The sequence below is a fragment of the Microvirga terrae genome (assembly GCF_013307435.2).
Classification (GTDB): Bacteria; Pseudomonadota; Alphaproteobacteria; order Rhizobiales; family Beijerinckiaceae; genus Microvirga; species Microvirga terrae.
Genome location: NZ_CP102845.1, coordinates 550,235 through 572,804 on the forward strand (window position 1 = coordinate 550,235; position 22,570 = coordinate 572,804).

Below are 22,570 nucleotides of genomic sequence, written 5' to 3' on the forward strand. Positions count from 1 at the left end.
ACGCGCATGCGTGAGGACCGGCAGCGGCTCGACAAGTGGCTGTGGTTCGCGCGCTTCGCGAAGACCCGGACGCTTGCCGCCAAGCTGGTGACGAGCGGCTTCGTCCGGCTCAACGGCCAGCGCACGGACAATGCCGCCAAGGCCGTGGCCGTCGGTGACGTGGTAACCGTTGCGCTGCCCCGGACCACCGTCGTGGTCCGGGTCGAGAGCCTGGGCGACCGCCGGGGTCCTGCAACGGAAGCAAGGCAGCTCTACATAGATCTCAACCAGGACAACGCAGCGCTTGTCAGCAACCCCGACAACCGCTAGAGCGGCGGCGCGTTGTTCTCATCTTCCAGAAGACCTTCGAAGGACCGTTCATGACCTACGTCGTCACTGAAAATTGCATCAAGTGCAAATACATGGACTGCGTCGAGGTTTGTCCGGTCGATTGCTTCTACGAGGGCGAGAACATGCTCGTCATCCACCCCGACGAGTGCATCGACTGCGGCGTCTGCGAGCCGGAATGCCCGGCTGAGGCCATCAAGCCGGATGCGGAGCCCGGCCTCGAGCAATGGCTGAAGCTCAACGCCGACATGGCCAAGAACTGGCCCAACATCACCATCAAGAAGGATCCGCCCGGCGACGCGAAGGAATTCGACGGGGTGGCGGGCAAGTTCGAGACGTATTTCTCGGCCAATCCGGGTGACGGCGACTAGGGGCTCGACCCGGATTAGCGGGGCCTCGGGGGGGCCCCGGCCGCTCTTTTCTGAGAACGAATCGTTCGAAGTGGGAAACCGGAACCGCTTTGCCGGACGCTGCGTCAGTGTTCCGGCGCGGCCCGAAACGGGCGCTCTTTACGCTATCTGTTGGAATATTTTTGCTTTTTCGGCCGGACTGTGATAGGGTCCGCAAATGCCGTCGCTTGCGCTCAAGCCGTGCACCGTCTCCGCAGACCGGCGGTTCACATAATGAAGCAAAGATTCGCGTCCTTTGACTTAAGGGAGCGTTGCTGCCTTGGTCAAGGGTATGAGCGTTTGTAGCCGCTGGCTTACATCAGGGAGACGAGCGGAATAGTCAAGTTCCGCGACACTCGAATCCTATCCTCGTTCCCCTGGGACCCTGCCCGGTGGAACCAAAGCTTCCTCGCTGCCAAGCGAGGACCATGCAAGGAGGCCTCTCTCGCATGACAACCGCCAAGAAGTCCGCCCCGCGCCTTGGGTTCAAGTCCGGTGAAGCGATCGTCTATCCCGCTCACGGTGTCGGCCGCATCACGGCCATCGAAGAGCAGGAGATCGCTGGTTTCAAACTGGAGCTGTACGTGGTCTCCTTCGACAAGGACAAGATGGTCCTTCGGGTTCCGACCGGTAAAGCCTCCAGTGTCGGCATGCGCAAGCTTGCCGAGCCGGCCCTGGTCCAAAAGGCCCTGGACGTTCTGACGGGTCGTGCCCGCGTGAAGCGCACCATGTGGTCGCGTCGCGCTCAGGAATACGAGGCCAAGATCAATTCCGGCGATCTGATCGCCGTGACCGAGGTCGTGCGCGATCTCTACCGCTCCGAGGCCCAGCCCGAGCAGTCCTACAGCGAGCGCCAGCTCTATGAATCCGCTCTGGATCGTGTCGTGCGCGAAATCGCCGCCGTGAACAAGATCACCGACACGGAAGCCCTCAAGCTGATCGAGCAGAGCCTTGCCAAGTCGCCGCGCCGTGCCAAGGGCGCCGAGGCCGACGGCGAGGGCGAGGGTGACGATCTTCAGGAAGAAGCCGCCTGATCGGAGGCTCCCCCTAGTGTTCGAAAAAGCCCGGCCTTTGCCGGGCTTTTTTGTGTCCGGATGCCTTGTTTTTCATCAGCAGGAATCTATTTCGCAAAACTTGGCTGTTGGAAGTGAACTTTTCGCGGCCTCGCTCGTTGTGTCTCTGCCAAGGGAGAGCACACAATGGGAGAAATCTCAGGGGTTCGCCGCCGGTTCGTCCGCGCAGCCATGAATGCACCTTTTCTCGAAAGGGAAGAGGAGCATCTTCTTGCCGTGCGCTGGAAAGAGAACCGCGATGAAGCAGCACTTCATCAACTGACTGCTGCCCATATGCGCCTCGTCATCGCGCTGGCAGCCCGTTTCCGGCACTATGGCCTGCCCATGGCCGATCTCGTTCAGGAAGGCCATGTGGGTCTTCTCGAAGCCGCCGCCCGGTTCGAGCCCGAACGGGAAGTCCGCTTCTCGACCTATGCGACTTGGTGGATCCGTGCCTCCGTGCAAGATTACATCCTTCGCAATTGGTCAATCGTTCGCGGCGGAACGAGTTCCGCCCAGAAGGCACTTTTCTTCAATCTGCGCCGCCTGCGTGCCCGCCTGACCCGTGGCGGCGAGGAGCGCATCTCGTCCGACGTGCACGCGAAGATCGCCGAGGCGATCGGTGTTTCCAAAGCGGACGTCGCTCTCATGGATGCCCGCCTGTCCGCACCCGACACGTCCCTCAATGCGCCGGTCCTGGACGCGGATCCGGGCAACTCCGCCGAGCGCGTCGAGTTCCTCGTCGACAACAGCCCGCTGCCGGACGAGAGCGTCAGCGACGTGATCGACACCGAGCGCCGCGTGCGCTGGCTGCAGCAGGCGCTCGAGGTTCTCAACGAGCGCGAATTGCGGATCCTGCGGGCCCGCCGTCTCGACGATGAGCAGGTAACCCTGGAATTTCTGGGCGACAGGCTCGGGATCTCCAAGGAGCGAGTCCGTCAGATCGAGAACCGGGCTCTGGAAAAGCTCAAGCGCGCCCTGGTGGAAAAGTACCCCCAGGCCTCCGGGGCCTTCGTCTGACGGCTCCGGGTTCGCACACAATGCACGCGGCGAGGTGGTCACCGCCTCGCCGCTTTCCTTTTAGGACCCGGAAAGTCTACTCCACGACGACCTTGTAGCGCTCGCCCACCTTCAGGGCGTCGTTCCTGTCGAGCCCGTTGAGGAGCTGGAATTTCTCGAGCGCCCGGTCGACCGGCATCCGGGCGGCCAGGGACTGGGCCGTGTCGCCGCGCTGGGCCGTGATGATCTGGAGCTTCAGCGGCCTGATCCGGCGAGCCTCGTCAGGCTGCACCTGCCGGACGCTGTTCAGGGTCTGCTGGAAGATGGCCTCCAGGTCTCCCCTGTTGCCGCGGGTCGCCATGATGAGCCGGTAGGTGGTGCTGCCGATCCGGATGGCCGAGAGGCGGAAGGTCCATTCCTTGCCGTTCGACAGGGCGGTGACCACCGGCAGGCCGTTCACCATCCCGGTGGTCAGGGTGCCGGGTTCGAGTGTGTCCGTCCAGGTGGAGCGCAGCACATCCTCGAGGCTCTGCCCCTCCGGCGTGTCGGCCGCATCGAACAGGAGACGGCGCTCGCTGTCGCCCGAGGCGCCTAGCACGGCCTGGGAGGTGTTCTCCAGGGTGAAGCCCTCCGGCGCCTCGAAGGCGACGCCGAGCCGCGAATGGATGAAGCGGCGGCCCTTCACGACGCCGTCGGCCGGGTCGTCCCCATAGGCGAGCCCATCGAGGGCCCCCAGATAGGCGAGGCGTCCGGTCTCGCCGGTGCCCTGCATGCCCGTGCGCCGCGCCGCCTGAAGCGACCGGGCCACCCGGTCGTCCGTGCGCGGGTGCGAGGCGTTCCGCTCCGCGGTCGAACTGTCGGAACTCGTGCCCGAGCGTCCCAGGGCGGTCAGGAAGCGAGAGGCTCCGTAGGGATCGAATCCGGCCCGGGCCAGCACCTTAACGCCGGTCTGGTCCGCCTCGAGCTCCTGGGCGCGGGAGAAGCTTGCCAGGGTCGAACGGGCCTGGCTCTGCGCCACGGCGGCCTCCTCGGCGTCGTTCAGCACGTTCTCGGCCACGCGCTCGATCAACTCGGAGCGAGCCTGCAGTTCGCTCCGCTGGGACGCGTGGCGTAGGGTCACGTGGGCGATCTCATGGGACAGCACGGCCGCCACCTCGGACGTGTCGTTGGCGAGCGCCAGAAGCCCGCGGGTCACGTAGAGGCGCCCGTTGGGCAGGGCGAAGGCATTGACCACGGGCGAGTTCAGGATCGTCACCTGGAAGGCCTCATCGGGCCTGTCGGTGGCCATGACGAGCCGGTTCGTCACGTCGGTGAGCATCTGCTGGAGCTGGGGCGCCCGTCCTTCGCCCCCGAACGCCCTCACGAGCCTGATATGGTCCCGGTCCCTGTCCGGGCCGATCACCCGGGGTGCGTTGGCGGGCAGCGAAACGTCCCCGCCGAAGCCGGTGCAGCCTGCAAGCATGGCGCCGAGCATGATGGTCGCGAGACCTCTGAAGCTACCTGTCGGACGTGTGATGCTCATGCTCGTTCATCATGGCAGGCGACCGTCTTCGAGACGCTCGATCATATCCGGTATGACAATGGAGAAGGCCGCCCCTTGCCAAGACTGCAAAATGCCTCGGGCCCGGATCTGCCGATTCTTGAGCGCCTCGGCGCCCATGCCGCGATCCGACATCTGCTTCCAGGTCTTCCTCGGAATGATGATCGTGAAGTCTTCTGCCCAGTGCCCCCCGAAATTCAAGTAGGTGCGTTGCTTGCGCTCCCCGATGCTCCTTACGCGACCCTCGACCAGCACGAAGCTCCCGATTCGGTCCCGCAGGCGCTCGGACTCATTGACGTCCACGGGCTTATAGCGGTCATCGGCCCAAAGACCAAGGCGTCGTTCGCGGGCGGTGGCCTCGAAAGCGAGCAGTTCGGGCTGGCAGAAGGGATCGTCCAGGCCCGCATCCACCATCGCGAGCCCGGCCTCCACGAGGACATGGCTCCAATCGACCGGAGGGGTCTGACCGGAGGACCGGATGCGGGCGGGAATTCGCCCCCAGCGATCCGGGCCGGCGGCGGCCTGGATGAGAACGGGCTGCTCCGCCCGGTCCTGCAGCCAGGCCACGGCCATCGCGCGGTGCGGCGCCTCGTCGGGAAGCCGGATGCCGGCAAGCCGGGCCAGGAAGCCCGAGGCCAGAACGAGGTCGCCCTCTGGGGAGAGGGCCTGCAGCCGATCGGGTCGCGCTTCGGCCACGCAGCCCGGCTTCTGTCGTGCCGGCGAAAGGGGCTGCGCCCAGCCGGCCGGGATCGTCAGGACGATCCCGAGGCCTGCGCCCCAGAAAGCTTTCAGGGTCGATCCCGTCATCAGACGGGATCATACCCGTTCGGCAGAGAACGGCTACGCTTGAAACGGGCCGCTCAGTGCTTTTCCTGCGCCGGGCTGTGCTTCTGCGGTGCGTGACCGCTCTGCCCGGCCTTGTTGTGCTTGTTGTGGTCGCGGCTTTCCTGATGCGTCGCGCCGCCCTGTCGGCCGATATCGGGCTTGGCGCCCGCATCGCCGCGAGCCTCGTTGGTCTCCGGACGGCCCCCGATGCGGGTCTCGTTCGGGTTGCTGCGATTGCCGGTGCTGCTCATGATTTCTTCTCTTGTTGCCGCTTCTGGGCGCCGTTGCCGTCCTTGCCCTGCTGGTGCTGCGTTCCGCGCCCGTTCGAGCCGCCATGGCCTTCCTGGGGAATGCCCTCGGGATTCGTGCGCGAGCCTGGGATGTTTTTCGTCATGATGAAATCCTGACTGGTTGTCGTGCCGGGACGGGGCAACGGCCGGGCGCGGGACCTCCCACTTCTCAGGAGCGGGCCGCAGGCCGGCAGGAACCGTTTTCCCGGGACATCAATGGCAAAGGGCACGAATTGTTGCGGCCAAGATCTGCGGGTTTCTCACGGTCGAGTACGGATTTCCCGGAACTACCAGCGGATCACCACGACCCTCTGATGGCCGTTACCCAGCTCGACTGCCTCGGTGCCTTCCACCTTCCGGTTCTGCGTCCTCGCGTCCTCGACGATCTCGATCTCCTCGACGTGAGCGGCAAACGCCTCGTCCACCTCGGCCACGCAGAGCAGGGTATCGGGAGGAAGGTTCTCGACCTGTTTCAGGAAGTCTCGAAGCGTCTGCGCCATGATATGCCTCCGGTTGCCCTCAACAAACCGGCCGGGACGTGGCGGGTTCCTTCGCGGTGCGAATCGTCCGGATTCCGGCGGCATTCCGTCGGGCGACCCACCTCCTCCTGGCGGCGCGATGGGAGTCGAATCGAGCGCGCCGGTCGCCAGCAACAGGGGGTGAGCCATGAAACCGATCCCTAGGCCTGGCAACCGGCACCTGGCAACGACTGATCGAGACCGGCCAACATGTTGGGCGGTTGGAGCCAAGGGCATGATGGAGGGCTGTCCGAGACCCCGAGGGCCGGCACGTCCTATGAACGCCTCATGCTGCCGGTTCGTGCCGCCCAGCCCATGACCCGGTAGCCGACCCGGCCGCATTGCCGCTCCGGCCGCCGTGCCCGTGACCGGCGACACGATGGCCGTGAGGCCGGTCGAACGGGGACACAGGGTCACCGATGACGCTTTCTCCGCTGGCGAAGAACGGCAAACCTCTGGAATGACCCTGCCGACCGTGCTAAATCCCCTGTCCTCACGCGGTCCCGTAGCTCAGCAGGACAGAGCAGCGGTTTCCTAAACCGAAGGTCGGAAGTTCGAGTCTTCCCGGGATCGCCAATATTTCAGCTCCCCTGTTACGACTCACCGTCCTACCCGGGCGACGGCCGCCTTGGCGTCGTCGAGGTCGGGCGCGTCGATGTGGCGGTAGCGGGCCTGGACGAGGCCGAAGAGGCCGAAGGCGAAGAGGCCCAGCGCCGTGAGCGCCAGGAGCACCCAGCCATAGGGCTGCTGCTGCAGGGCCTGGAGGGCGCCCCCGAGGCCGTGGACGTCCGAGGACGAAGCGTGAAGGGCGGCGAGGATCAGAAAGCCGCCGATCATGAGAAAGACCACGCCGCGGGCCGCGAAGCCCATCCGGCCGAGGATGACGATCCAGTTCCGCTTGTCGGCAGGCAGCGCCAGACGCTCCGTGACATTGCCGCGCCAGGCCTTCGCCACGAAGGCCAGACCCGTCCCGGCGATGGCTAGGCCGACGAGGCCGACGAGCCACTGACCGAAGGGCTGGCTCATGAGCCAGGCCGTCCAGTCCTGAGCGGCCTGATCCTCGCCGCCGCCCGAGGCACGGCCGAGGGCAAGCTTCAAGGCCGAGATCGCCAGGCCGGCATAGATGACGCCGCTGATCAGATGCGCCCCCCTCACGCCCCAGCCCTTCAGGTCGGAGCCGCGATGGTCGGCATCGGTCAGGGCCTCCAGGACGCGCCACGCGCAGAAGCCGAACAGGCCGAGCGCGATCAAAGTCAGCCAGAGCTTGCCGAAAGGCTGCGAGAGCAGGGATTGCAGCGCTCGGCGGCTGCCCCCCGTCTGGCCGCCGGATCCCATGGCCGCGAGAAGGGCCAGTCCCCCGACGAGGCCGTAGACCACGCCGCGCGCGCCATAGCCGAGACGGGCCAGGGTCTCGACGGGGTTACGGCTGATCGTGGGCATGGTGGGTGGCTCCGGTCTGGTACAGATGAACCGTCAAGCCTGCGAGGATGTTCCTTGCGGCCACGACATCGCTCATCGCGGCTGGTCGGGAACGGGCCTGCTCTGCTGGCGCCAGATCGTCAGGAGCGCCGCCATCAGGACCGGGCCGAGGAAAAGGCCGATCAGCCCGAAGGTTTCCAGGCCGCCGAGGATGCCGAGAAGGGTCCAGAGGAAGGGCAGTTCCGCCGCTCCGCTGATCAGGGCCGGCTGAACCACATTGTCGCCGATCAGCATGATGACCGCGCCCCAACCGACCACGCCGGCGGCCGCCAGGACGGACCCGCCCGCTAGCACCAGCGCGATGGCTGCGGCCCCGAAGGCGAACCACGCGCCCAGCGGCAGCATCGCGAAAGCCGCGGTGAGAACGGCGAACAGGATGGCATTCGGCACGCCGGCCACCATGAAGCCGATGCCGATCAGGATCCCTTCGCCCACGGCCACCAGGATCGTTCCGTTCACCGTCCCCCGCACGGCCGTCGCCATGGTCTCGGCCAGACGCTCGCCCGGCCGTCCGAACCAGCGGTCGATGGCGTTGAGGACGTGCCGGGCGGCCTCGTCGCCGTTGCGCAGCAGGATGAACAGGGTGAGGAAGGTCAGGAAGGCATGGAGCACATGCGAGGCCAGCGCACCGCCCAGGCTCTTCGACCAGCCGGTCAAGGTCCGGTTGTCGATGCCGTTCAGGAACTGCTCGGCGGCATGGGGCTGAGCCAGATGCGCCTGCCACCAGGGGGCCAGATGGCCGCCGATCAGCGGCACCCGGTGAACCCATTCAGGCACGGGAAGACCGTTCTGCTGAATGTTCGTGACCCATTGCACCGCGAACTGCCCTTCGCGGCCGATTTCGGTGAGGACAAGGGCAACCGGGACCAGGAGAAGGGCCGCAAGCCCGATCGTCACGAGCAGTGGCGCGGCGATGCGGGAGCCCTCGAGGCGGGCGCGGATCCGCCGGTAGAGCGGCCAAACGCTGATGGCGATGATCACCGCCCAGCCGAGCGTGACGAGATAGGACTGGATCATCCAGAGCGTCAGCGCGAGGAGAAGCGCCGCGCCGATGAAGCGGGTCGTCCGGCGCGTGCGCGCGTCAGGCGGTGTCGGAAGGGTGCCGGCGGCTCTCTCTTGCATGGAGGGGATCTAGTGCATCGTGCGGAAAAGTGGATCCGATTTTCGCTGACGCGGCCCTTTGGGTCCGCCCCGAACGATGCGCTCTTCAAGGAGCGGTGCATCGGATGAGATTCCAAAAGTGGACCCGCTTTTGGGTCCGATGCTCTAGGACCCGCCTCACGCTGGCCAATGCCGGGTCAGCGCTTTGTCGCGCGTCGGGTCAGGGCGGCCGCATCCTCGGCGAGGGGCGGTCCGGCAAGCAGAAGCAGGAGCAGGGCGAAGGGCAGCGCGAACAGGAACCCGATCCTGCTGAATCCGATGGCCCCGATGATGCCGCCGGCGAAGAAGGATGCGAACAGCAGGACAAGCAGGCGCAGCTTGCCCCGGTCCGCCAGGACCCGGTCCGGATTGTGCGCATTGCGGTTCCAGTAGAACAGCTTGCCGAGCTCGATCCCGATATCGGTCACGATGCCGGTCACATGGGTGGTGCGCATGCGGGCGCCCGAGATCTTCGTCACCGTGGCATTCTGGAGGCCCATCATGAAGCAGAGGAGGGGCACCGCGACGACCGCGAAGCCCGGCGACGGATGGGTGAGCCAGCCCAGGAGGCCGAAGGCCAGAAGAAGGAAGGCCTCGAGCATCAGCGGCATGGCATAGCGGCTGCCCAGATGATGGCGCCTGCCCCAGTTGATCAGCATGGCTGAACACGCCGCCCCGAAGACGAAGGGTAGAAAGGCCCCGAGGCCCAACCCTGCGAGGCCCAGCGAGCCCAGGGCGATATTGTCGGCCGTCGCGGAGACGATTCCCGACATGTGCGAGGTGTATTGGCCGACCGCCAGAAGGCCGCCGGCGTTGACGGCCCCCGCCACGAAGGTGAGGGCCATGCCCAGGAGCGTATCGGCCATGCCCGTCCGTTCGGACGCCGCGATGGTCCTCACCGATCGGATCGTGAAATCCCGATGCCCCGGCTTTGTCGATTGGACTCTCATGGAGATGAGCCTATCGCCGATCCCCTGCTGAATCCAAGAGGCCGCAACGACGGCCGGAGACCGGTCTCCGGCCGTCGTTGCGCTTATTGCGCGACGCTCGTCGAGGCCGAGGCGCGCCGCTCCATGGGCGGGATGCGGACGGTCTTGAGGACCTCGGCCTCGCCCGCGGGCTCGGCCAGCGAAGAGCCGCCGACGAAGACCTGGATGGCCCCGGCCTCGACGAGATAGGTGCCGTCGTCGAGGTGGAAGCCGAGGGACTCGACGGGCACCCGCAGCGTCACCTGCTTCGTCTCGCCGGCTTTCAGCGCGATCTTCTCGAATGCCTTCAGCTCGCGCAGGGGACGGCTGCGGCTCGCCACCGGATCGCGGGTATAGAGCTGCACCACCTCCTGGCCGTCCCGCGCGCCGGTGTTCTTCACGCTGACGGACACTTCCAGGGTTTGGCCCTCGTCGAGCCGCCGGCTCGCCAGCTTTGCGTCGGAATAGGCGAATTGCGTGTAGCTCAGGCCCCAGCCGAAGGGGTAGAGCGGCGTGATCGCCTCGTCGATGTAGTTCAGGGTGAAGCGGTTGTTGGGCAGGGTGGGACGGCTGCTGGGGAGCCGGTTGTAGTAGAAGGGCAGCTGTCCCGTGGCGCGCGGCCAGGTGACCGGCAGCTTGCCGCTCGGGCTCACGTCGCCGAACAGCACATCGGCCACCGCCGGACCGGCTTCCGTGCCCGGATACCAGACCATCAGAATCGACGGGATGCGCTCGGCCGCCGGACCCAGCACCTGCGGCCGGCCGCCCATGATCACGAGGGCAACGGGCTTGCCGGTCTTGGCGAGCTCCTCCAGCACCTCGATCTGCCGGCCGTTGAGCTCCAGATGGGCCCGGGAGGCGGCCTCGCCGGACAGTTCCTGCGGTTCGCCGAAGACCGCGATCACGAAGTCCGACTGCCGGGCCGCATCGAGCGCGGCGGGCAGTCCGTCCGTGTTGCGGCAGAACAGGTCGCAGGCCGGGGCATGGCGCACCGAAATCCCGGCACTCTCGGCGCGTCGGCGGATTCCTTCGAGGATCGAGACGCTGTCCTCCTTATGGCCGCGGGCGGCATGAGGCCCGAGCTGGTCGTGCGGCGCATCGGCGAGCGGCCCGATGACGGCGATGGAACGCGCGGTCGACGGCACCGGCAGCACGTTGTCCCGGTTCTGCAGCAGCACGAAGGTTTCGCGCGCGACCTCCCGGGCCATTTGGCGCGATTCCGGCGTCGGGAAGGTCGAATCCACGCGGGTCGGGTCGATGTCCGGACGGTCGAACAGGCCCATGCGGAACTTGGCGCGCAACACGCGCCGCACGGATTCGTCGACCACGCTCTCCGGCACGCGGCCGGCGCGCACCTCGTCGGGCAGGTGCCTGATGTAGAGCTGGCCCATCATGTCCATGTCGACCCCGGCGAGGATCGCCTTGCGGGCGGCCTCCGCGCCGTCGGCCGCGACGCCGTGGTTGATGAGTTCTCCAATGCCGACCCAATCCGAGGTGACGAAGCCGTCGAAGCCCCACTGGGTACGCAGCACATCCGTCAGCAACCATGGATTGGCCGTCGAAGGCTCGCCATTCAGGGCGTTGAAGGCCGCCATGAAGCTCGCCGTGCCGGCCTCCACGGCGGCCCGGAACGGCGGCAGGTAGGTGTCGTACATCTCGGCTCGCGGGATATAGGTCGTGTCGTAATCGCGCCCGCCCTGAGGAGCCCCGTAGCCGGCGAAATGCTTGGCCGCTGCCGCGAGGCCCCCCTTGCGGAAGCCTTCCACGCGAGCCGCCGTGAGGGCGGCGCCCAGGGTGGGATCCTCGCCGAAGCCCTCGACGATGCGGCCCCAGCGGCTGTCGCGCGACAGGTCGGCCATGGGTGCGAAGGTCCAGTTCACGCCCACATAGGCGGCCTCCTTGGCGGCCCATTCGGACGCGAGACGCGAGACGCGCGGGCTGAAGGCCGCAGCCTCGCCCAGGGGCAGGGGAAACTGGGTGCGGAAGCCGTGCAGGACGTCGAGGCCGAACAGGGGCGGGATCTTGAGGCGGCTCTGGCGGGCCAGCCCCTGAGCCCGGGCGACGTCCTGGGCGCTGTTGAAATTCAGGAGAGCCCCGGCCTTACCTTCCGAAATGTCCTCCCAGCGCAGCGGCGGGCCGTGGGAGACGAGGTTTAGCTGCCCAACCTTCTCCTCCAGGGTCATCTGCCCGAGAAGCTCGTTCACGCGGCGCTCGACCGCCTGGTCTCCGGTTTCCTGAGCGGCCGCTGTGGCAGGAGAGGAAGCCGTCAGGGCGAATGCAAGCGCCAGTTGCGTCAAGCCCGGGACATCAGAAAGCCGCACAATTATCTCCTTTATGGAACAATACCACTTTATCGCGAGACCGCCCTCGCTTGCCGCCCGGTCGTGCCGCACAAGATTGGTTGTGCAAGTGGCGTCTGGGGGCCGTCAGGTCAAATCATATTTTAGAAAGCCTCATGCATCTGCTGCCCGTCTCGTTGAAGCTGTCCCTGCTGAGCCTGTCCGGCGCCCTGATCATGTCGGGAGCAGCCTTGGCGGCGGCCGCCTATCTCCGGAACTCGGCTCTCGTCGCCGCTTCGGCAGGACTGTTTCTGCTGCTCGCCGCCGGATCCCCCCTGGTGATCGGCCGCCAGATCAGGCAGTCTCTGCGAGACAGGGAGGATGGAGAATCCGACGAATTCTCCGTGTTCGAGGACGTCACCGCGGCGGCCTTCGAACTGCCTGAGGACCCAGCCCTCACCTTTGCCGAATTCACTGCGTTCGAGGAGCCGCCGGCATCCGACGAAGACGATGTGCTGCGCCGCATGCAGAAGGCCGAGGCGGTCGATCGGCTGCGGGACGGGATCGCGCACGACCTCAACAACCGGCTCATGGTGATCAGTGCCAATATCGATGCGGCAGCCCGCCAGCTGAAGGACCAGCCGATCCTCCAGCGCAAGCTGCTCTCGGCGCTGGTGGCCTCGGATCAGGCTGCCAAGCTCATCGCGCAATCGACGGCCTTCGCCAAGCCGGGCGAGGGGAAGCGGCAATACGTGAACATTGCCGAACAGGTGAGTGCGGTCGCCGACCTGATGAGCCGCTCTCTGCTGCGCGACACGGTCGACTTGCACGTGTCCCTGGCGGAGGACCTCTGGACCATCGAGGCGGATCCCGACGACATCCAGACGGCCATCGTGTCCCTGAGCGGCCACGTTCGCGACGCCCTGCCTCAAGGGGGGGCCATCACGATCGAGGCCCGGAACGTGCAGGTCGACAGAGGCGCGCTGCCCGATCTGACCCGCGAGGGCGACTTCGTGCAGCTCACCATCCACAGCGCCGGCCCCGATGAGGGACGCCATACCGTGGAGACGGACGCGGAGCAGGCCTTCGCCCTGCGGGATCTCGACCTCTCATCCTGGTTGTCCCTTCGTCAGAGCCTCCACTTCCTGCAGGAGCTCGGCGGAACCTCGGAAGTCCGCCGGGACGGTCCTGTGACGTCCATCATCCTCTACATTCCCCGGTCCGATGCGACCCTGCTCCCCATGGCTCCTCTGCGCGAGGACGATGCACCGGACGAGAGCGTGCAGGGCCATACGGAGGTTCTGGTGGTGGACGACGAACTCGAAGTCGCGCTGGCGCTGCAATCGACCTTGGAGGAATTCGGCTACGTCACCAGCATCGCGACAGACGCGGCCCAGGCCGTGAAGGCCCTGAACACGCGCAGGCCCGCTCTCGTGCTCGCCGATGTGGCCATGCACGGAACGATGAACGGAGTCGGACTGGCGCGCGAGGTGCGGCAGGTTTTCCCAGACCTGCCCGTGCTGCTGATCACCGGCAGTCCCAGCATCGCGGGCGAGGACAGCGAGTTCCCGCTGCTGCAAAAGCCCGTCGTCAGCCGCGACCTGCATGTGGCGATCCAGCGGCACCTCAATGCGCGCAGCGACAACAAGGTGATTTCGCTGTTCCCGCGCACGTCGCGGCGCGCTCGCTGAACAAGCGCATCGGACCCGAACGCAGGTTCGGTTCGGGTTCGACGATCTAGCCGGCGAGCGCTGCCGCCGACAGGGGCGCCTCCGCCTCGCGCGCCGCATCGGTCAGAGCCGCGAACAATCGCTGCTGCGGCTTCTTCCAGACCAGAAGCTCCGGATGCCACTGAACGCCGAGCAGGAACGGACCGCTCTCGCTCTCGATGGCCTGCACGATGCCGCTCTCGTCATGGGCGGCGATCGTCAGTCCCTGTCCGAGCCGGTCGACGGATTGGTGATGGAGGGCATTCACCTGGCAGGGATTGCAGCTCAGGATCCGGTCCAGCCGGGAGCTGCGCGTGATGGTGACCGTCTTGCGCGGCAGGACCGTGCGCATCTTCGGCGCCTGAACATACACTTCGTAGATGTCCGTATGCAGCGTGCCGCCGAGCGCCACGTTGATCATCTGCGATCCGCGGCAGATGCCGAGGATCGGCAGCCCTGCCGGCAGGGCTGCCTTCAGGAGCCCGAGCTCCAGCTTGTCCCGCTCGGGATCGATGCGCACGTCGGGCAGGACATGTCCGCCATAGATCTCGGCCCCGATATCGTCGCCGCCGCCGATCACGAGGCCCTGCAGCGGCTCCGTCGGCAGCGGATGTCCCGGCACGAGGCGGACGGAGCGCGCGCCGGCGCGGTAGAGCGCCAGCCGGTGCATGAGATAGCTGCGCCATCCACCGCGCCGGGACGTGGTGACGCCGATCAAGGGGCTCGTCATGACCGTACGATCTGCTCCACCACGTTGGCCCAGCTCTTGTCCTCGCCGTCGAACGACAGATACGCGGAGGCAACGGCGTCCAGCGTGTCACGGTCGCCCGCCAGGCGCTCGACGCAGACCCAGCGGTTCCAGTCCGGCGCAATGCTCCAGCCCGGGTCGCTGACCCGTGCATCGGGCAGGCGGTAATGGAACGTGGGGCGGCCGTTGATCTTCTCGTTCGGCAGAATGGCTCGGACGCGCTTCGAGTCGAAATGATGCAGAAGCGGCAGCAGGTCGAGATCCCGGTTCCGGGTCGCGTTGTGGCTGAGATAATCGTCGATGAAGGCCGGGATGTCCGGCCAGTAATCCGGCTCTGCGATCCTGCGGACGTACTCGGCCGGAAACGGGTCGGCAAAGCCGAGGAGATTGCGCGTGGCGTCCGGCGAGGCCTCCCGTCGGAGCCAGGGGTTGAGCAGGGCGAAGCTCTTCATGAAGGCCGTGAGGGTCGCCGCATCCTGGCGCGGGATCTCCGGGTTGAAATGCAGACCGAAGGCATAGAAGGGCGCATCCTGCGTGCCTTTGGCGCCGAGCCCGCGCAGGACCGTCAGGATGCGGTTGAGCTCCTGGAGCTGGTCGATCGGAAACGGGGCCGTGACCAATTCGCACGGAACGAGATAACGGGCCGCGAATCCGAACAGGGCCGCGATCTTGGGCAGCACGCCCTTCTGCGTTCCGGCCTGCTTGCCCGGGTGCAGGATGCGGCTGTCGAGCTCGACCGTAAGGTCGCCGATGGCCGATTCCTTCAGGGCGAAGGCATGCGGATCCTCCTCGATCAGCCTGCCGCCGAGGGCCTGCTGCAGGGCCTGCACGGTCCGCTCCGCGGACGGGCCCACGAACTCGATCTCGACCCCGACCGTGCGCCGTTCGCCCCGCTCGTTGTACAGGCAGGGCGGGAGAGCGAAGTCGATATCGGTTGAGAGCGCCGGCTGCGCCATCGAGAACTCCGGAAAACAACACGAAAACGTGAGCACGGGAATGAACGGATGCGCTTCCGCTCGGGTTCCTTGTCCAGCAAGAGTTCCCCTCAAAGCCGTGAGGTGTGGCCTTCCGGTCGTGGGCCGGTTACAAGCCCGCTACCATGATTCACCGCACCTCTCCGATCGAGCGCGCCGCCTGGATGGCGGAGCTGCGCGCGACCCTGTCCCTTGGTTGGCCTCTGGTTCTCGCCACCGTGGCGCAGAACGCCCTGATCACGTCCGACGTCATCCTGATGGGCTGGATGGGGTCTGGGGCTCTGGCCGCGGGCGCCCTGGGAACGAATCTCTACTTCGCCTTCCTGATCTTCGGCATCGGCCTCGTCAACGCGACCTCGCCGATGATCGCCGAGGAACTCGGCCGCAAGCGCCATTCCGTGCGCGAGGTGCGCCGCACGGTCCGTCAGGGTCTGTGGGCCTGCGTCACCGTCGCGGTCCCGATCTGGATCGTGGCCTGGAACGGGGAGGCGATCCTTCTCGCCATCGGGCAGGAGGCGGGCCTTGCTCGCGATGCGGGTCAGTACATCCGTGCCCTGCAATGGAGTCTTCTGCCGTTTCTGTTTTTCCTGGTCCTGCGCTCCTTCCTGGCGGCCCTGGAGCGCCCCGGCTGGGCTCTGTTCATCGGCCTCCTGGCCATTCCGGTGAATTTCGGCGCCGCCTATGTGCTGATGGTCGGCTCGTTCGGCCTGCCGGCCCTGGGGCTGATCGGCGTCGGCATCGGCACGATCATCTCGAGCATCTTCATGTTCCTCGGGCTCGCCCTCGTGATCGTCCTCCATCCGAAGTTCAGGCGCTACCATGTCTTCGGGCGCTTCTGGCGGGCCGACTGGCCGCGCTACCGCACCCTGTGGCGGATCGGCGTTCCCATCGGCCTGACGCTCATGTTCGAGGTGACGATCTTCAACGCCGCTGCCATGCTCATGGGCCGGATCGGCGCGAGCGAACTGGCCGCCCATGCGGTGGCGCTGCAGATCGCGTCCTTCTGCTTCTCCGTGCCTCTCGGCATCGGTCAGGCCGTGACGGTGCGCGTGGGCCGGGCCTACGGGGCGCAGGACGCGGAGGGCGTCACCCGCGCCGGTTGGACGTCCTTTGCGCTCGGCACCGGCTTCATGGTCGTCACGGCCTCCCTCATGCTGTTCGCGCCCCATCTCCTGCTCGGTGTCTTCCTCGACGTGGGCGACCCGAAGAACGCGCTCGTCATCGATCTGGCGCGGACCTTCCTGGTGGTGGCCGCCATCTTCCAGCTGGTCGATGGCGCGCAGGCGGTAGGGGCCGGAATGCTGCGCGGCCTGCAGGATACCCGGGTGCCCATGCTCTATGCGGCGTTCGGCTATTGGGGCGTGGGCCTCCCGCTCGGGACGCTCCTGGCCTTCGGCACCTCGCTGCGCGGCGTCGGCATCTGGATCGGCCTTGCGAGCGGGCTCGCCGTGGTGGCCTGCCTGATGCTGTGGCGCTGGCTGCACCGCGACCGGCTGGGACTGGTCACGGCGGCGCCGCAGGACGTTCAGGAAGCATTCGCGAGCTGATTGACGAGGCGCGAGAGATCGACGGGCGCGAACTGCGCGTCCTCATGGGTCACGCGCACCTCTTCGACAGTCAGCCTGCGCCACCGCGCAAGGCGCTCCAGCGCCTCCTGCACCAGATCCTCGGGGGCGGAAGCGCCGGCGGTCAGGCCGATGACCGCCGCACCGTCGATGAAGGAGAGGGACAGATCCTTCGGATCTTGCATGAGCAGGGCCTGGCGGCCCTCGCTGACCGCCACCTCGCACAGACGGTTCGTGTTCGAGGAATTGCGCGCCCCGCACACGATGATCCGCTCCGCCCGCTTGGCGATCACGCGCACGGCCATCTGGCGGTTCTGCGTCGCGTAGCAGATCGTCTTGACGTCGGGCCCCTGGATCGACGGGAAGCGCTTCTTCAGGGCCGCGATGATCTCGCGCGTATCGTCGACGGAGAGGGTCGTCTGGGTGATGTAGGCGATGCGCTCGGGGTTGGTGACGGGAACCGTCAGGGCTTCGGCGACGCTCTCGATCACGTGGACGATGCCGTCGATCTGCCCCGTCGTTCCCTCGATTTCCACATGGCCGCGGTGGCCGATGACGATGACCTCGCGTCCGGCCCTGGCATGACGCTGCCCCTCGAGATGGACGCGGCGGACGAGTGGGCAGGTGGCGTCGAGCACCGAGAGCTGACGCCCCGCCGCCTCGCGCTCCACCGCACGGGATACGCCATGGGCGCTGAAGATCGCCACGGCTCCGTCCGGGATCTCGGCAATGTCCTCGACGAAGATCGCGCCCTTGCGCCTGAGGTCCTCCACCACGCGGCCGTTATGCACGATTTCGTGACGCACGTAGACGGGCCCTCCGGTCCGCTCGAGAGCATCCTCGACGGCGCGGATGGCCCGTTCGACTCCGGCGCAGAAACTGCGGGGCGCCGCGAGCAGCACGGTGAGCGGGAGATGGTCCTGGATCATGCCGCATCCTCCGTCTTCAAGGGGCGGTCGCGCAGAATGGAAGCGCGGGTGCAGCGTGCATTGCGCAGGAGGGCAGCGGCATGCTCCCCGGCCATGACGGCGCTCTCGATGGTGGCGGGAAGGGATCCGAGCCAGTCCCCGGCCAGAGCGAGATTGGCGAGGGGCAGCAGGGGTGGTTGCGGGAGAAACTCGGCGGCCTGGCGGATCGTCGCGCGCTTCTCCTTCACCACCCTGGTTTCGGGCTGGCGGTCGCCGGCAGCATCGAGGCCGAGACGGCGCAGCGCCGGCACGATCTCGCGCCAGATCCTGGCCGCTACATCGGCGGAATTCTGGTCGATCACCGCGTCGGCGGCCGAGACGGTGACGCTCACATGGGCCGGCCGGATCAGCGCCCATTGCGCCAGCGTGCCGGTAAAGCCGACGAAGCGCGGAGCGGCCGGGCCGGCCATGCGGAAGTGGACGTTGAGGATCGGCTCGAAGGAGGCGGGCACCGGGAGGCCCGGGAGCAGCCGCGCCACCTCGTAGGGTGGAAGCGCCAGAACGACCTGGTCGTCGGGACCGAGCATCACGGTGCGGTCGGACAGGGCCATGCCGATGGCACGCCCGTTGCTGATCAGGAGCCTGTGCAGGCGCTGCCCCGTGACAACGGACGTGCCTCTCGTCGCGAGCGTGGCGAGAGCAGGCTCGATCAGGTCCGCGCTCAGTCCGTTCCTCGCCACCAGCAGCCGTCCGGAGCCGGGCCGGAGGAGCCGTCGCAGAGCGCAGGCAAGCCGTTGCGCGGACGCCTGCGCGGCCGGGGTGTTGAGCACCGCCACCGTCAAGGGCTCGATCAGGCTGTCCATGATCGGCCGATCGCCGATGATGGATGCGACCGGGCAGTCCTTCGCGGGGAAGACGAGGCGCAGGATGCGCGCGAGATCCGGCAGGGTCAGGCCGGGCGGGCGGCGCGAGGGAAGAAGCCAGGACCAGGGGGAAAGCCCGACGCGCTGAAACGCATCCGTCCGTCCGTCGTAGAGCGGAAGCCCCTTGGGCTCGGGCTCGATCCACCGGTTGCGGGCGCCGACCGCCTTGAGGAGATCGAGCGTCCGTCCGTTCGCCGTGAACAGCACATGGGTGCCGTTGTCGTGGATGAAGCCATCGGAGGACTGGAGCGTCCGGCATCGCCCGCCTGGTTGCGGGGCGGCCTCGTAGACCACGGCCTCGCCGTCTTGCCCCGTGACGGCAAGCGCCGCGCTCAGGCCCGCGATGCCGGCTCCGACGATGTGGGTGCGCCTTGTCATGCGGGCCTCGTCGTCATGCGGGCCTCATGGCGCGGGTGATGAGATGCAGCCGGTCGGCGGCGCTCAGGCGCAGCCTGCCTTGACGGACGCCCCAGCCGCGGGCCTGCAGTCGGTCGAGGACGCGGCGGTAGTTCTCCATCATCAGGATCGCCGGTTTCAGAGCCCGGCGGTCGAGACGCGCCAGGGCCGCATCCGCATCCGCGAAACCGGCACGCGCCTCCCCCGCGAGGGTTTCGCAGACGCGGGCGAAACGCGGATCCGCCACGAGCGTGACCGCCGGGGCGTCCTGCAATCCGAGCTGTGCGAGCCGGGACAGGGGGATGTACACCCGTTCGCAGGCCGCATCCTCGTCCACGTCGCGCAGGATGTTCACGAGCTGCAGGGTACGTCCGAGATTGAGCGCGAAGTCGTGCGCCGAGGGTACGCCGAAGATGCGGATCGACAGGGCGCCGACCGAGCCGGCGACCCGGCGGCCGTAGAGGCCCAGTTCATAATCGCCGGCCAAGCGCACCCGGTCGGCGCTGTCCGTCTCCATGCCGTCGAGCAGGGCATGGCACTCCTCGACGGGCAGCTTGAAGAGAGTCGACGCCCGGGCAAGCTCCCGCCCGATGGGCGTTTCCGGTGCCCGATGAAGCCGGTCGAGCTCGCGCCGCCATTCGCGCAGGAAGGCGCGTTTCTCGGACGCAGGCGCCGCGCCGTCGGCGATGTCGTCCACCGCGCGGCAGAACGCATAGACCGCATGAATGGCGCGACGGCGCTCCGGACCGAGACTCTGCATGCCGAGGCGGAAGGACGAGCCCGAGCGCCGCACCACGGCTGCCGTGACGTGACGGTCGCTGGATGAGGGAGCCCGAACGGTGCCGCGAACGCCCTGCAGGAATGCCATGCCGATGTCGGCTTTGCTCACCTGAATGCGCTCCAGAACCGGATCGGCCTGTCGCAGACGCCCGCTCAGGCGTCGGGCGAGGGCAATGGTCGCGATGCTCTGCGCCCGCAGGCGCCTGCTCTGCAGGTGCTCCGGCAGCGATTGCGCCTGATCGATCAGCGCGTCGACCCGGTCGAGCATGGCGTCGAAGACATCGCGGCGCATTCCCGTGTGCGACGGTTCGAAGAAGGCCTTCTCCGAGCCCGCCCCCAGCATCCATCGGATCGGGATATAGATCCGGCCCAGGTGCTCGCGATCCTTGCGGCAATCCTGAAGATGATTGAGGATCTGAAGCGCCGTGCACAGGGCATCCGCCGGCCCATGAGCCGAACCGCGCTCGCCGTGAACGGCCAGCAGGAACCGGCCGACCGGATTGGCCGACAGGCGGCAATAATCGATCAGCTCCGCCCAGTCGTGATAGCGCGCCTTGACCACGTCCTGGCGGAAGGCGCGGAGCAGGTCGCGGGCCTGGCTCAGGCCGGCCTCGTGCCGCGTCTCGACGGCATGCAGGCGCGCGGCCTCGGGAATGTCCGTATCGCCGGCCACGAGAGCCTGTTCGAGAGCATCGAGACGCGTCAGCTTCTCGGCCGCGCCGAGTTCGGGTGCGTCGGCAATGTCGTCGGCAGTGCGCGCGAACCCGTAAAAGGCGAGAACCGCGTCCCGGTGCTCGCGCGAGAGCACCAGGGAGGCGACCGGAAAGTTCTCGTCACGCGGCCGCTTCGAGGGTTGCCCGGCGTCGATGCTCATGGCTTCTCCTCCACGGGATAAAGCCTGCCCTTCCATCCGGCACGGCAAGCATCTCCGATCCGCAGGAGCACGCTCCACTGGATGGCGAGGCCCACAAAGGTCGTAACGGGATGCAGGGGAATGGACCAGGGGTTCTCCTGCGTGGCGAAGGTCACGAGCATGCGGGTGACGAGCGACAGGAGAGCCGCACCGGCAATCGGAAGGCTTGGCAGGAAGGGGAGAAGCGCGAAGGGCAGGACATGGCCGCCGAGCAGCAGCACGGTCCAGATCGGCAGGGCGACCGGCGTCGCCATGCCTTCATGGGCGTTCTTGGCAAACCCGCTCCAGGCCTCGTCGAGGCCGGCATACATGCGGCAGGTGGCGAGGCGCTCGCCGGGCATCAGATCCGTCATGATGCCCTTGCGGCGAAAGAGGCGCGCCAGCTGGATGCCGTCATGGATGCGCGACCGGACCGCCGCGTGGCCGCCGCTGGCCCGGTAGGCCCCGCGCTCCATCAGCATGAGCTGGCCGCAGGCCGCCCCGAGGCCGGGATCGCGCGAGAGGCGCATGAAGCCCATGGGCAGATAGCCGAGAAGCAGAAGATTGATCGTCGGCACCGTCAGCAACTCGCCCAGCGTGACCATGATCTGGCGCGGCACGGCGCTGACGAGACCCGCATCGGTGGCCTGCGCGTGGCCCGCCAGCAGAGCCGCCGCATGGGGGCCCAGGCGCACATCCGCGTCCACGAACAGGAGATGCGTGCCGTGTGCGGCCTCGGAGAGATGATGGCAGGCATGGATCTTGCCGGTCCAGCCCTCCGCCAGCGGTGGCGCAGTGAGGAGGCGCACCCGGGGATCGCGGGCCATGACGGCGCGGACGATGTCGCCCGTCCCATCGGTCGATCCGTCGTCCATCACCAGGATCTCGACGGGCACGCCCATGCTGCCGAGCGCCGCCTCGAGGGCCGGTTCTATGTTCGTCGCCTCGTTGCGGGCCGGGATGAGGATCGACACGAGAACATCGCCCGTCGGCGCGTGGCGGGGCGTCGCCCTGAGGGTGCTCAGGTTCATGAGCGTGAGCACGAACGGGATGGCGGCCAGGGCGAGCAGGAGGAAGCCGAGCACCATCATGAGGCGCGTCCCTCGTGGGACGGGTCGAAGGCGCGTCCACGCAGGGCCGCCGCCATTCGCCGCCATCCGTCATAGAGCCCGCCGACGCCGGCGCGCCCTTCGAGCACGGCCCGGAAGCGGGCGGGATCGCGACTCTGCACGTCGGCGCTCAGGCGGTCGAGGGTCGCGGCGAGTTCGCCCTCGAGCCGCGCCAGGCGGGCAGGGCGTGCGAGGTTCACGAGATCCTGCCCGCGCATCGCCGGGCCGAACGCCATGAAGGCCTCTGCGCCGCGCTCCAGCCAGAAGCTGTACTCGATGGCCAGGGGCAGGACCGTGCAATCGGGCGCACGCTCGACGAGGCGCGCCACGCCGGGCTTGAGGCCGAGCGGGCGCTCGCGCACGTCGCCGAAGCGTCCCTGCGCGGTGATCCAGAGCGCCCGGTTGGGCGCGGCAAGAATCTCCCCGCCGGCCTTCAGGAAGTCGGCTGCGCCGCGCGGGCTGTCGAGATCGACCCCGAAGGCGCCGATGCGGCCGAAGATGCCGTATTGCTTGAGCATCGCGGCATCGATGGGCGCGTAGCTCTCATAGGCGGGAAAGAGGCTGTCGGCCGCCAGGACGTAGACCGCGGCATCCCACCAGGCCGGATGATTGGAATAGACGATGACCGGGCCCCGCTCCGGCGCATCCGGCAGGCCCCATGGGGCGATCCGCAGGGCATTCATGTGGCGGGTGAAGTAGCGTCGGAAGGTCGAGACCATGAAGCGGTGGAGCAGGGCGGAGCGGCGCGCGACGGGAGAGC

General features: G+C 67.3%; 22 protein-coding genes and 1 tRNA gene. 7 read left to right on the top strand and 16 right to left on the bottom strand.

The genetic code is table 11. The annotated features are described in order from the left end of the window. Positions 1–6: 6 nt before the first annotated feature. The 4 genes from HPT29_RS02565 to HPT29_RS02580 all read left to right on the top strand — a co-directional run bounded on the left by HPT29_RS02565 (position 7) and on the right by HPT29_RS02580 (position 2,788). Entirely contained in the window at positions 7–309 is a 303-nt protein-coding gene (locus tag HPT29_RS02565) for an RNA-binding S4 domain-containing protein (protein WP_173948161.1), read from the top strand. A gap of 50 nt (positions 310–359) precedes the next feature. Then, entirely contained in the window at positions 360–698 is a 339-nt protein-coding gene (gene fdxA / locus HPT29_RS02570) for a ferredoxin FdxA (RefSeq protein ID WP_173948117.1), read from the top strand. A 467-nt stretch (positions 699–1,165) separates the two neighbouring features. Beyond that, positions 1,166–1,750 carry a CarD family transcriptional regulator gene (locus HPT29_RS02575; protein ID WP_173948118.1) on the top strand — a complete coding sequence of 195 codons (585 nt, stop codon included), beginning with the start codon at positions 1,166–1,168 and terminating at the stop codon, positions 1,748–1,750. 165 nt (positions 1,751–1,915) lie between these two features. After that, positions 1,916–2,788: an RNA polymerase factor sigma-32 gene (locus HPT29_RS02580; RefSeq protein ID WP_173948119.1), complete on the top strand. Its 873-nt coding sequence runs from the start codon at positions 1,916–1,918 to the stop codon at positions 2,786–2,788. Positions 2,789–2,864: 76 nt separating this feature from the next. Here the strand turns inward: HPT29_RS02580 and HPT29_RS02585 are convergent, their stop codons facing one another. The 5 genes from HPT29_RS02585 to HPT29_RS02605 form a co-directional block, all read right to left on the bottom strand. Beyond that, the gene (locus HPT29_RS02585) at positions 2,865–4,289 is read right to left on the bottom strand and encodes a M48 family metalloprotease (RefSeq protein ID WP_173948120.1); all 1,425 of its coding nucleotides are present in this window, start codon (positions 4,287–4,289) and stop codon (positions 2,865–2,867) included. A gap of 9 nt (positions 4,290–4,298) precedes the next feature. Further along, entirely contained in the window at positions 4,299–5,114 is an 816-nt protein-coding gene (locus HPT29_RS02590) for a thermonuclease family protein (protein ID WP_173948121.1), read from the bottom strand. A 53-nt stretch (positions 5,115–5,167) separates the two neighbouring features. Continuing rightward, positions 5,168–5,383 (bottom strand): hypothetical protein, encoded by a 216-nt coding sequence (locus HPT29_RS02595; RefSeq protein ID WP_173948086.1) that lies wholly within the window; start codon positions 5,381–5,383, stop codon positions 5,168–5,170. Further along, positions 5,380–5,526 (bottom strand): hypothetical protein, encoded by a 147-nt coding sequence (locus HPT29_RS02600; RefSeq protein ID WP_173948122.1) that lies wholly within the window; start codon positions 5,524–5,526, stop codon positions 5,380–5,382. Before HPT29_RS02600 ends, HPT29_RS02595 begins: the two co-directional genes overlap by 4 nt. A 183-nt stretch (positions 5,527–5,709) precedes the next feature. After that, positions 5,710–5,922 carry a sugar phosphorylase gene (locus HPT29_RS02605; RefSeq protein WP_173948123.1) on the bottom strand — a complete coding sequence of 71 codons (213 nt, stop codon included), beginning with the start codon at positions 5,920–5,922 and terminating at the stop codon, positions 5,710–5,712. 517 nt (positions 5,923–6,439) lie between these two features. Here HPT29_RS02605 and HPT29_RS02610 point away from each other — a divergent pair. Continuing rightward, positions 6,440–6,516, top strand: a tRNA-Arg gene (locus HPT29_RS02610). A gap of 24 nt (positions 6,517–6,540) precedes the next feature. On the opposite strand, the gene HPT29_RS02615 is transcribed toward HPT29_RS02610, so the two are convergent. From HPT29_RS02615 to HPT29_RS02630, 4 genes are all read right to left on the bottom strand, one after another. After that, positions 6,541–7,380 (bottom strand): DUF1206 domain-containing protein, encoded by an 840-nt coding sequence (locus HPT29_RS02615; protein WP_173948124.1) that lies wholly within the window; start codon positions 7,378–7,380, stop codon positions 6,541–6,543. A gap of 72 nt (positions 7,381–7,452) precedes the next feature. Further along, positions 7,453–8,541 (bottom strand): AI-2E family transporter, encoded by a 1,089-nt coding sequence (locus HPT29_RS02620; RefSeq protein WP_173948125.1) that lies wholly within the window; start codon positions 8,539–8,541, stop codon positions 7,453–7,455. Positions 8,542–8,717: 176 nt separating this feature from the next. After that, positions 8,718–9,458: a YoaK family protein gene (locus tag HPT29_RS02625; protein WP_315974854.1), complete on the bottom strand. Its 741-nt coding sequence runs from the start codon at positions 9,456–9,458 to the stop codon at positions 8,718–8,720. A gap of 134 nt (positions 9,459–9,592) precedes the next feature. Continuing rightward, positions 9,593–11,848: a glycoside hydrolase family 3 N-terminal domain-containing protein gene (locus HPT29_RS02630; protein ID WP_173948127.1), complete on the bottom strand. Its 2,256-nt coding sequence runs from the start codon at positions 11,846–11,848 to the stop codon at positions 9,593–9,595. 134 nt (positions 11,849–11,982) lie between these two features. On the opposite strand from HPT29_RS02630, the gene HPT29_RS02635 reads away from it, so the two are divergent. Beyond that, on the top strand, positions 11,983–13,497 hold the full coding sequence (locus HPT29_RS02635; RefSeq protein WP_173948128.1) for a response regulator: 1,515 nt from the start codon (positions 11,983–11,985) through the stop codon (positions 13,495–13,497). 46 nt (positions 13,498–13,543) lie between these two features. Here HPT29_RS02635 and HPT29_RS02640 read toward each other — a convergent pair whose 3' ends face one another. Continuing rightward, on the bottom strand, positions 13,544–14,245 hold the full coding sequence (locus HPT29_RS02640; protein WP_173948129.1) for a gamma-glutamyl-gamma-aminobutyrate hydrolase family protein: 702 nt from the start codon (positions 14,243–14,245) through the stop codon (positions 13,544–13,546). Further along, the gene (locus HPT29_RS02645) at positions 14,242–15,219 is read right to left on the bottom strand and encodes an amidoligase family protein (RefSeq protein WP_173948130.1); all 978 of its coding nucleotides are present in this window, start codon (positions 15,217–15,219) and stop codon (positions 14,242–14,244) included. The genes HPT29_RS02640 and HPT29_RS02645 overlap by 4 nt, the downstream gene beginning before the upstream one ends. Before the next feature lie 143 nt (positions 15,220–15,362). Here HPT29_RS02645 and HPT29_RS02650 point away from each other — a divergent pair, with 143 nt between their 5' ends. After that, positions 15,363–16,784, top strand: coding sequence for an MATE family efflux transporter (locus HPT29_RS02650; RefSeq protein ID WP_173948131.1), 1,422 nt, complete (start codon positions 15,363–15,365; stop codon positions 16,782–16,784). Here the strand turns inward: HPT29_RS02650 and ispH are convergent. From ispH to HPT29_RS02675, 5 genes are read right to left on the bottom strand one after another with little or no spacing between them, the layout of a single operon-like run. After that, positions 16,763–17,731 carry a 4-hydroxy-3-methylbut-2-enyl diphosphate reductase gene (ispH, locus tag HPT29_RS02655; RefSeq protein WP_173948132.1) on the bottom strand — a complete coding sequence of 323 codons (969 nt, stop codon included), beginning with the start codon at positions 17,729–17,731 and terminating at the stop codon, positions 16,763–16,765. The two genes, HPT29_RS02650 and ispH, sit on opposite strands and share 22 nt — an antisense overlap. Beyond that, the gene (locus HPT29_RS02660; RefSeq protein ID WP_173948133.1) at positions 17,728–19,011 is read right to left on the bottom strand and encodes a hydroxysqualene dehydroxylase; all 1,284 of its coding nucleotides are present in this window, start codon (positions 19,009–19,011) and stop codon (positions 17,728–17,730) included. The genes ispH and HPT29_RS02660 overlap by 4 nt, the downstream gene beginning before the upstream one ends. A 13-nt stretch (positions 19,012–19,024) precedes the next feature. After that, positions 19,025–20,683 carry a squalene/phytoene synthase family protein gene (locus HPT29_RS02665; protein WP_173948134.1) on the bottom strand — a complete coding sequence of 553 codons (1,659 nt, stop codon included), beginning with the start codon at positions 20,681–20,683 and terminating at the stop codon, positions 19,025–19,027. Then, positions 20,680–21,792 (bottom strand): glycosyltransferase family 2 protein, encoded by a 1,113-nt coding sequence (locus tag HPT29_RS02670; protein WP_173948135.1) that lies wholly within the window; start codon positions 21,790–21,792, stop codon positions 20,680–20,682. The genes HPT29_RS02665 and HPT29_RS02670 overlap by 4 nt, the downstream gene beginning before the upstream one ends. Continuing rightward, positions 21,789–22,529 carry a lysophospholipid acyltransferase family protein gene (locus tag HPT29_RS02675; RefSeq protein WP_173948162.1) on the bottom strand — a complete coding sequence of 247 codons (741 nt, stop codon included), beginning with the start codon at positions 22,527–22,529 and terminating at the stop codon, positions 21,789–21,791. Before HPT29_RS02675 ends, HPT29_RS02670 begins: the two co-directional genes overlap by 4 nt. Positions 22,530–22,570 lie beyond the last annotated feature (41 nt).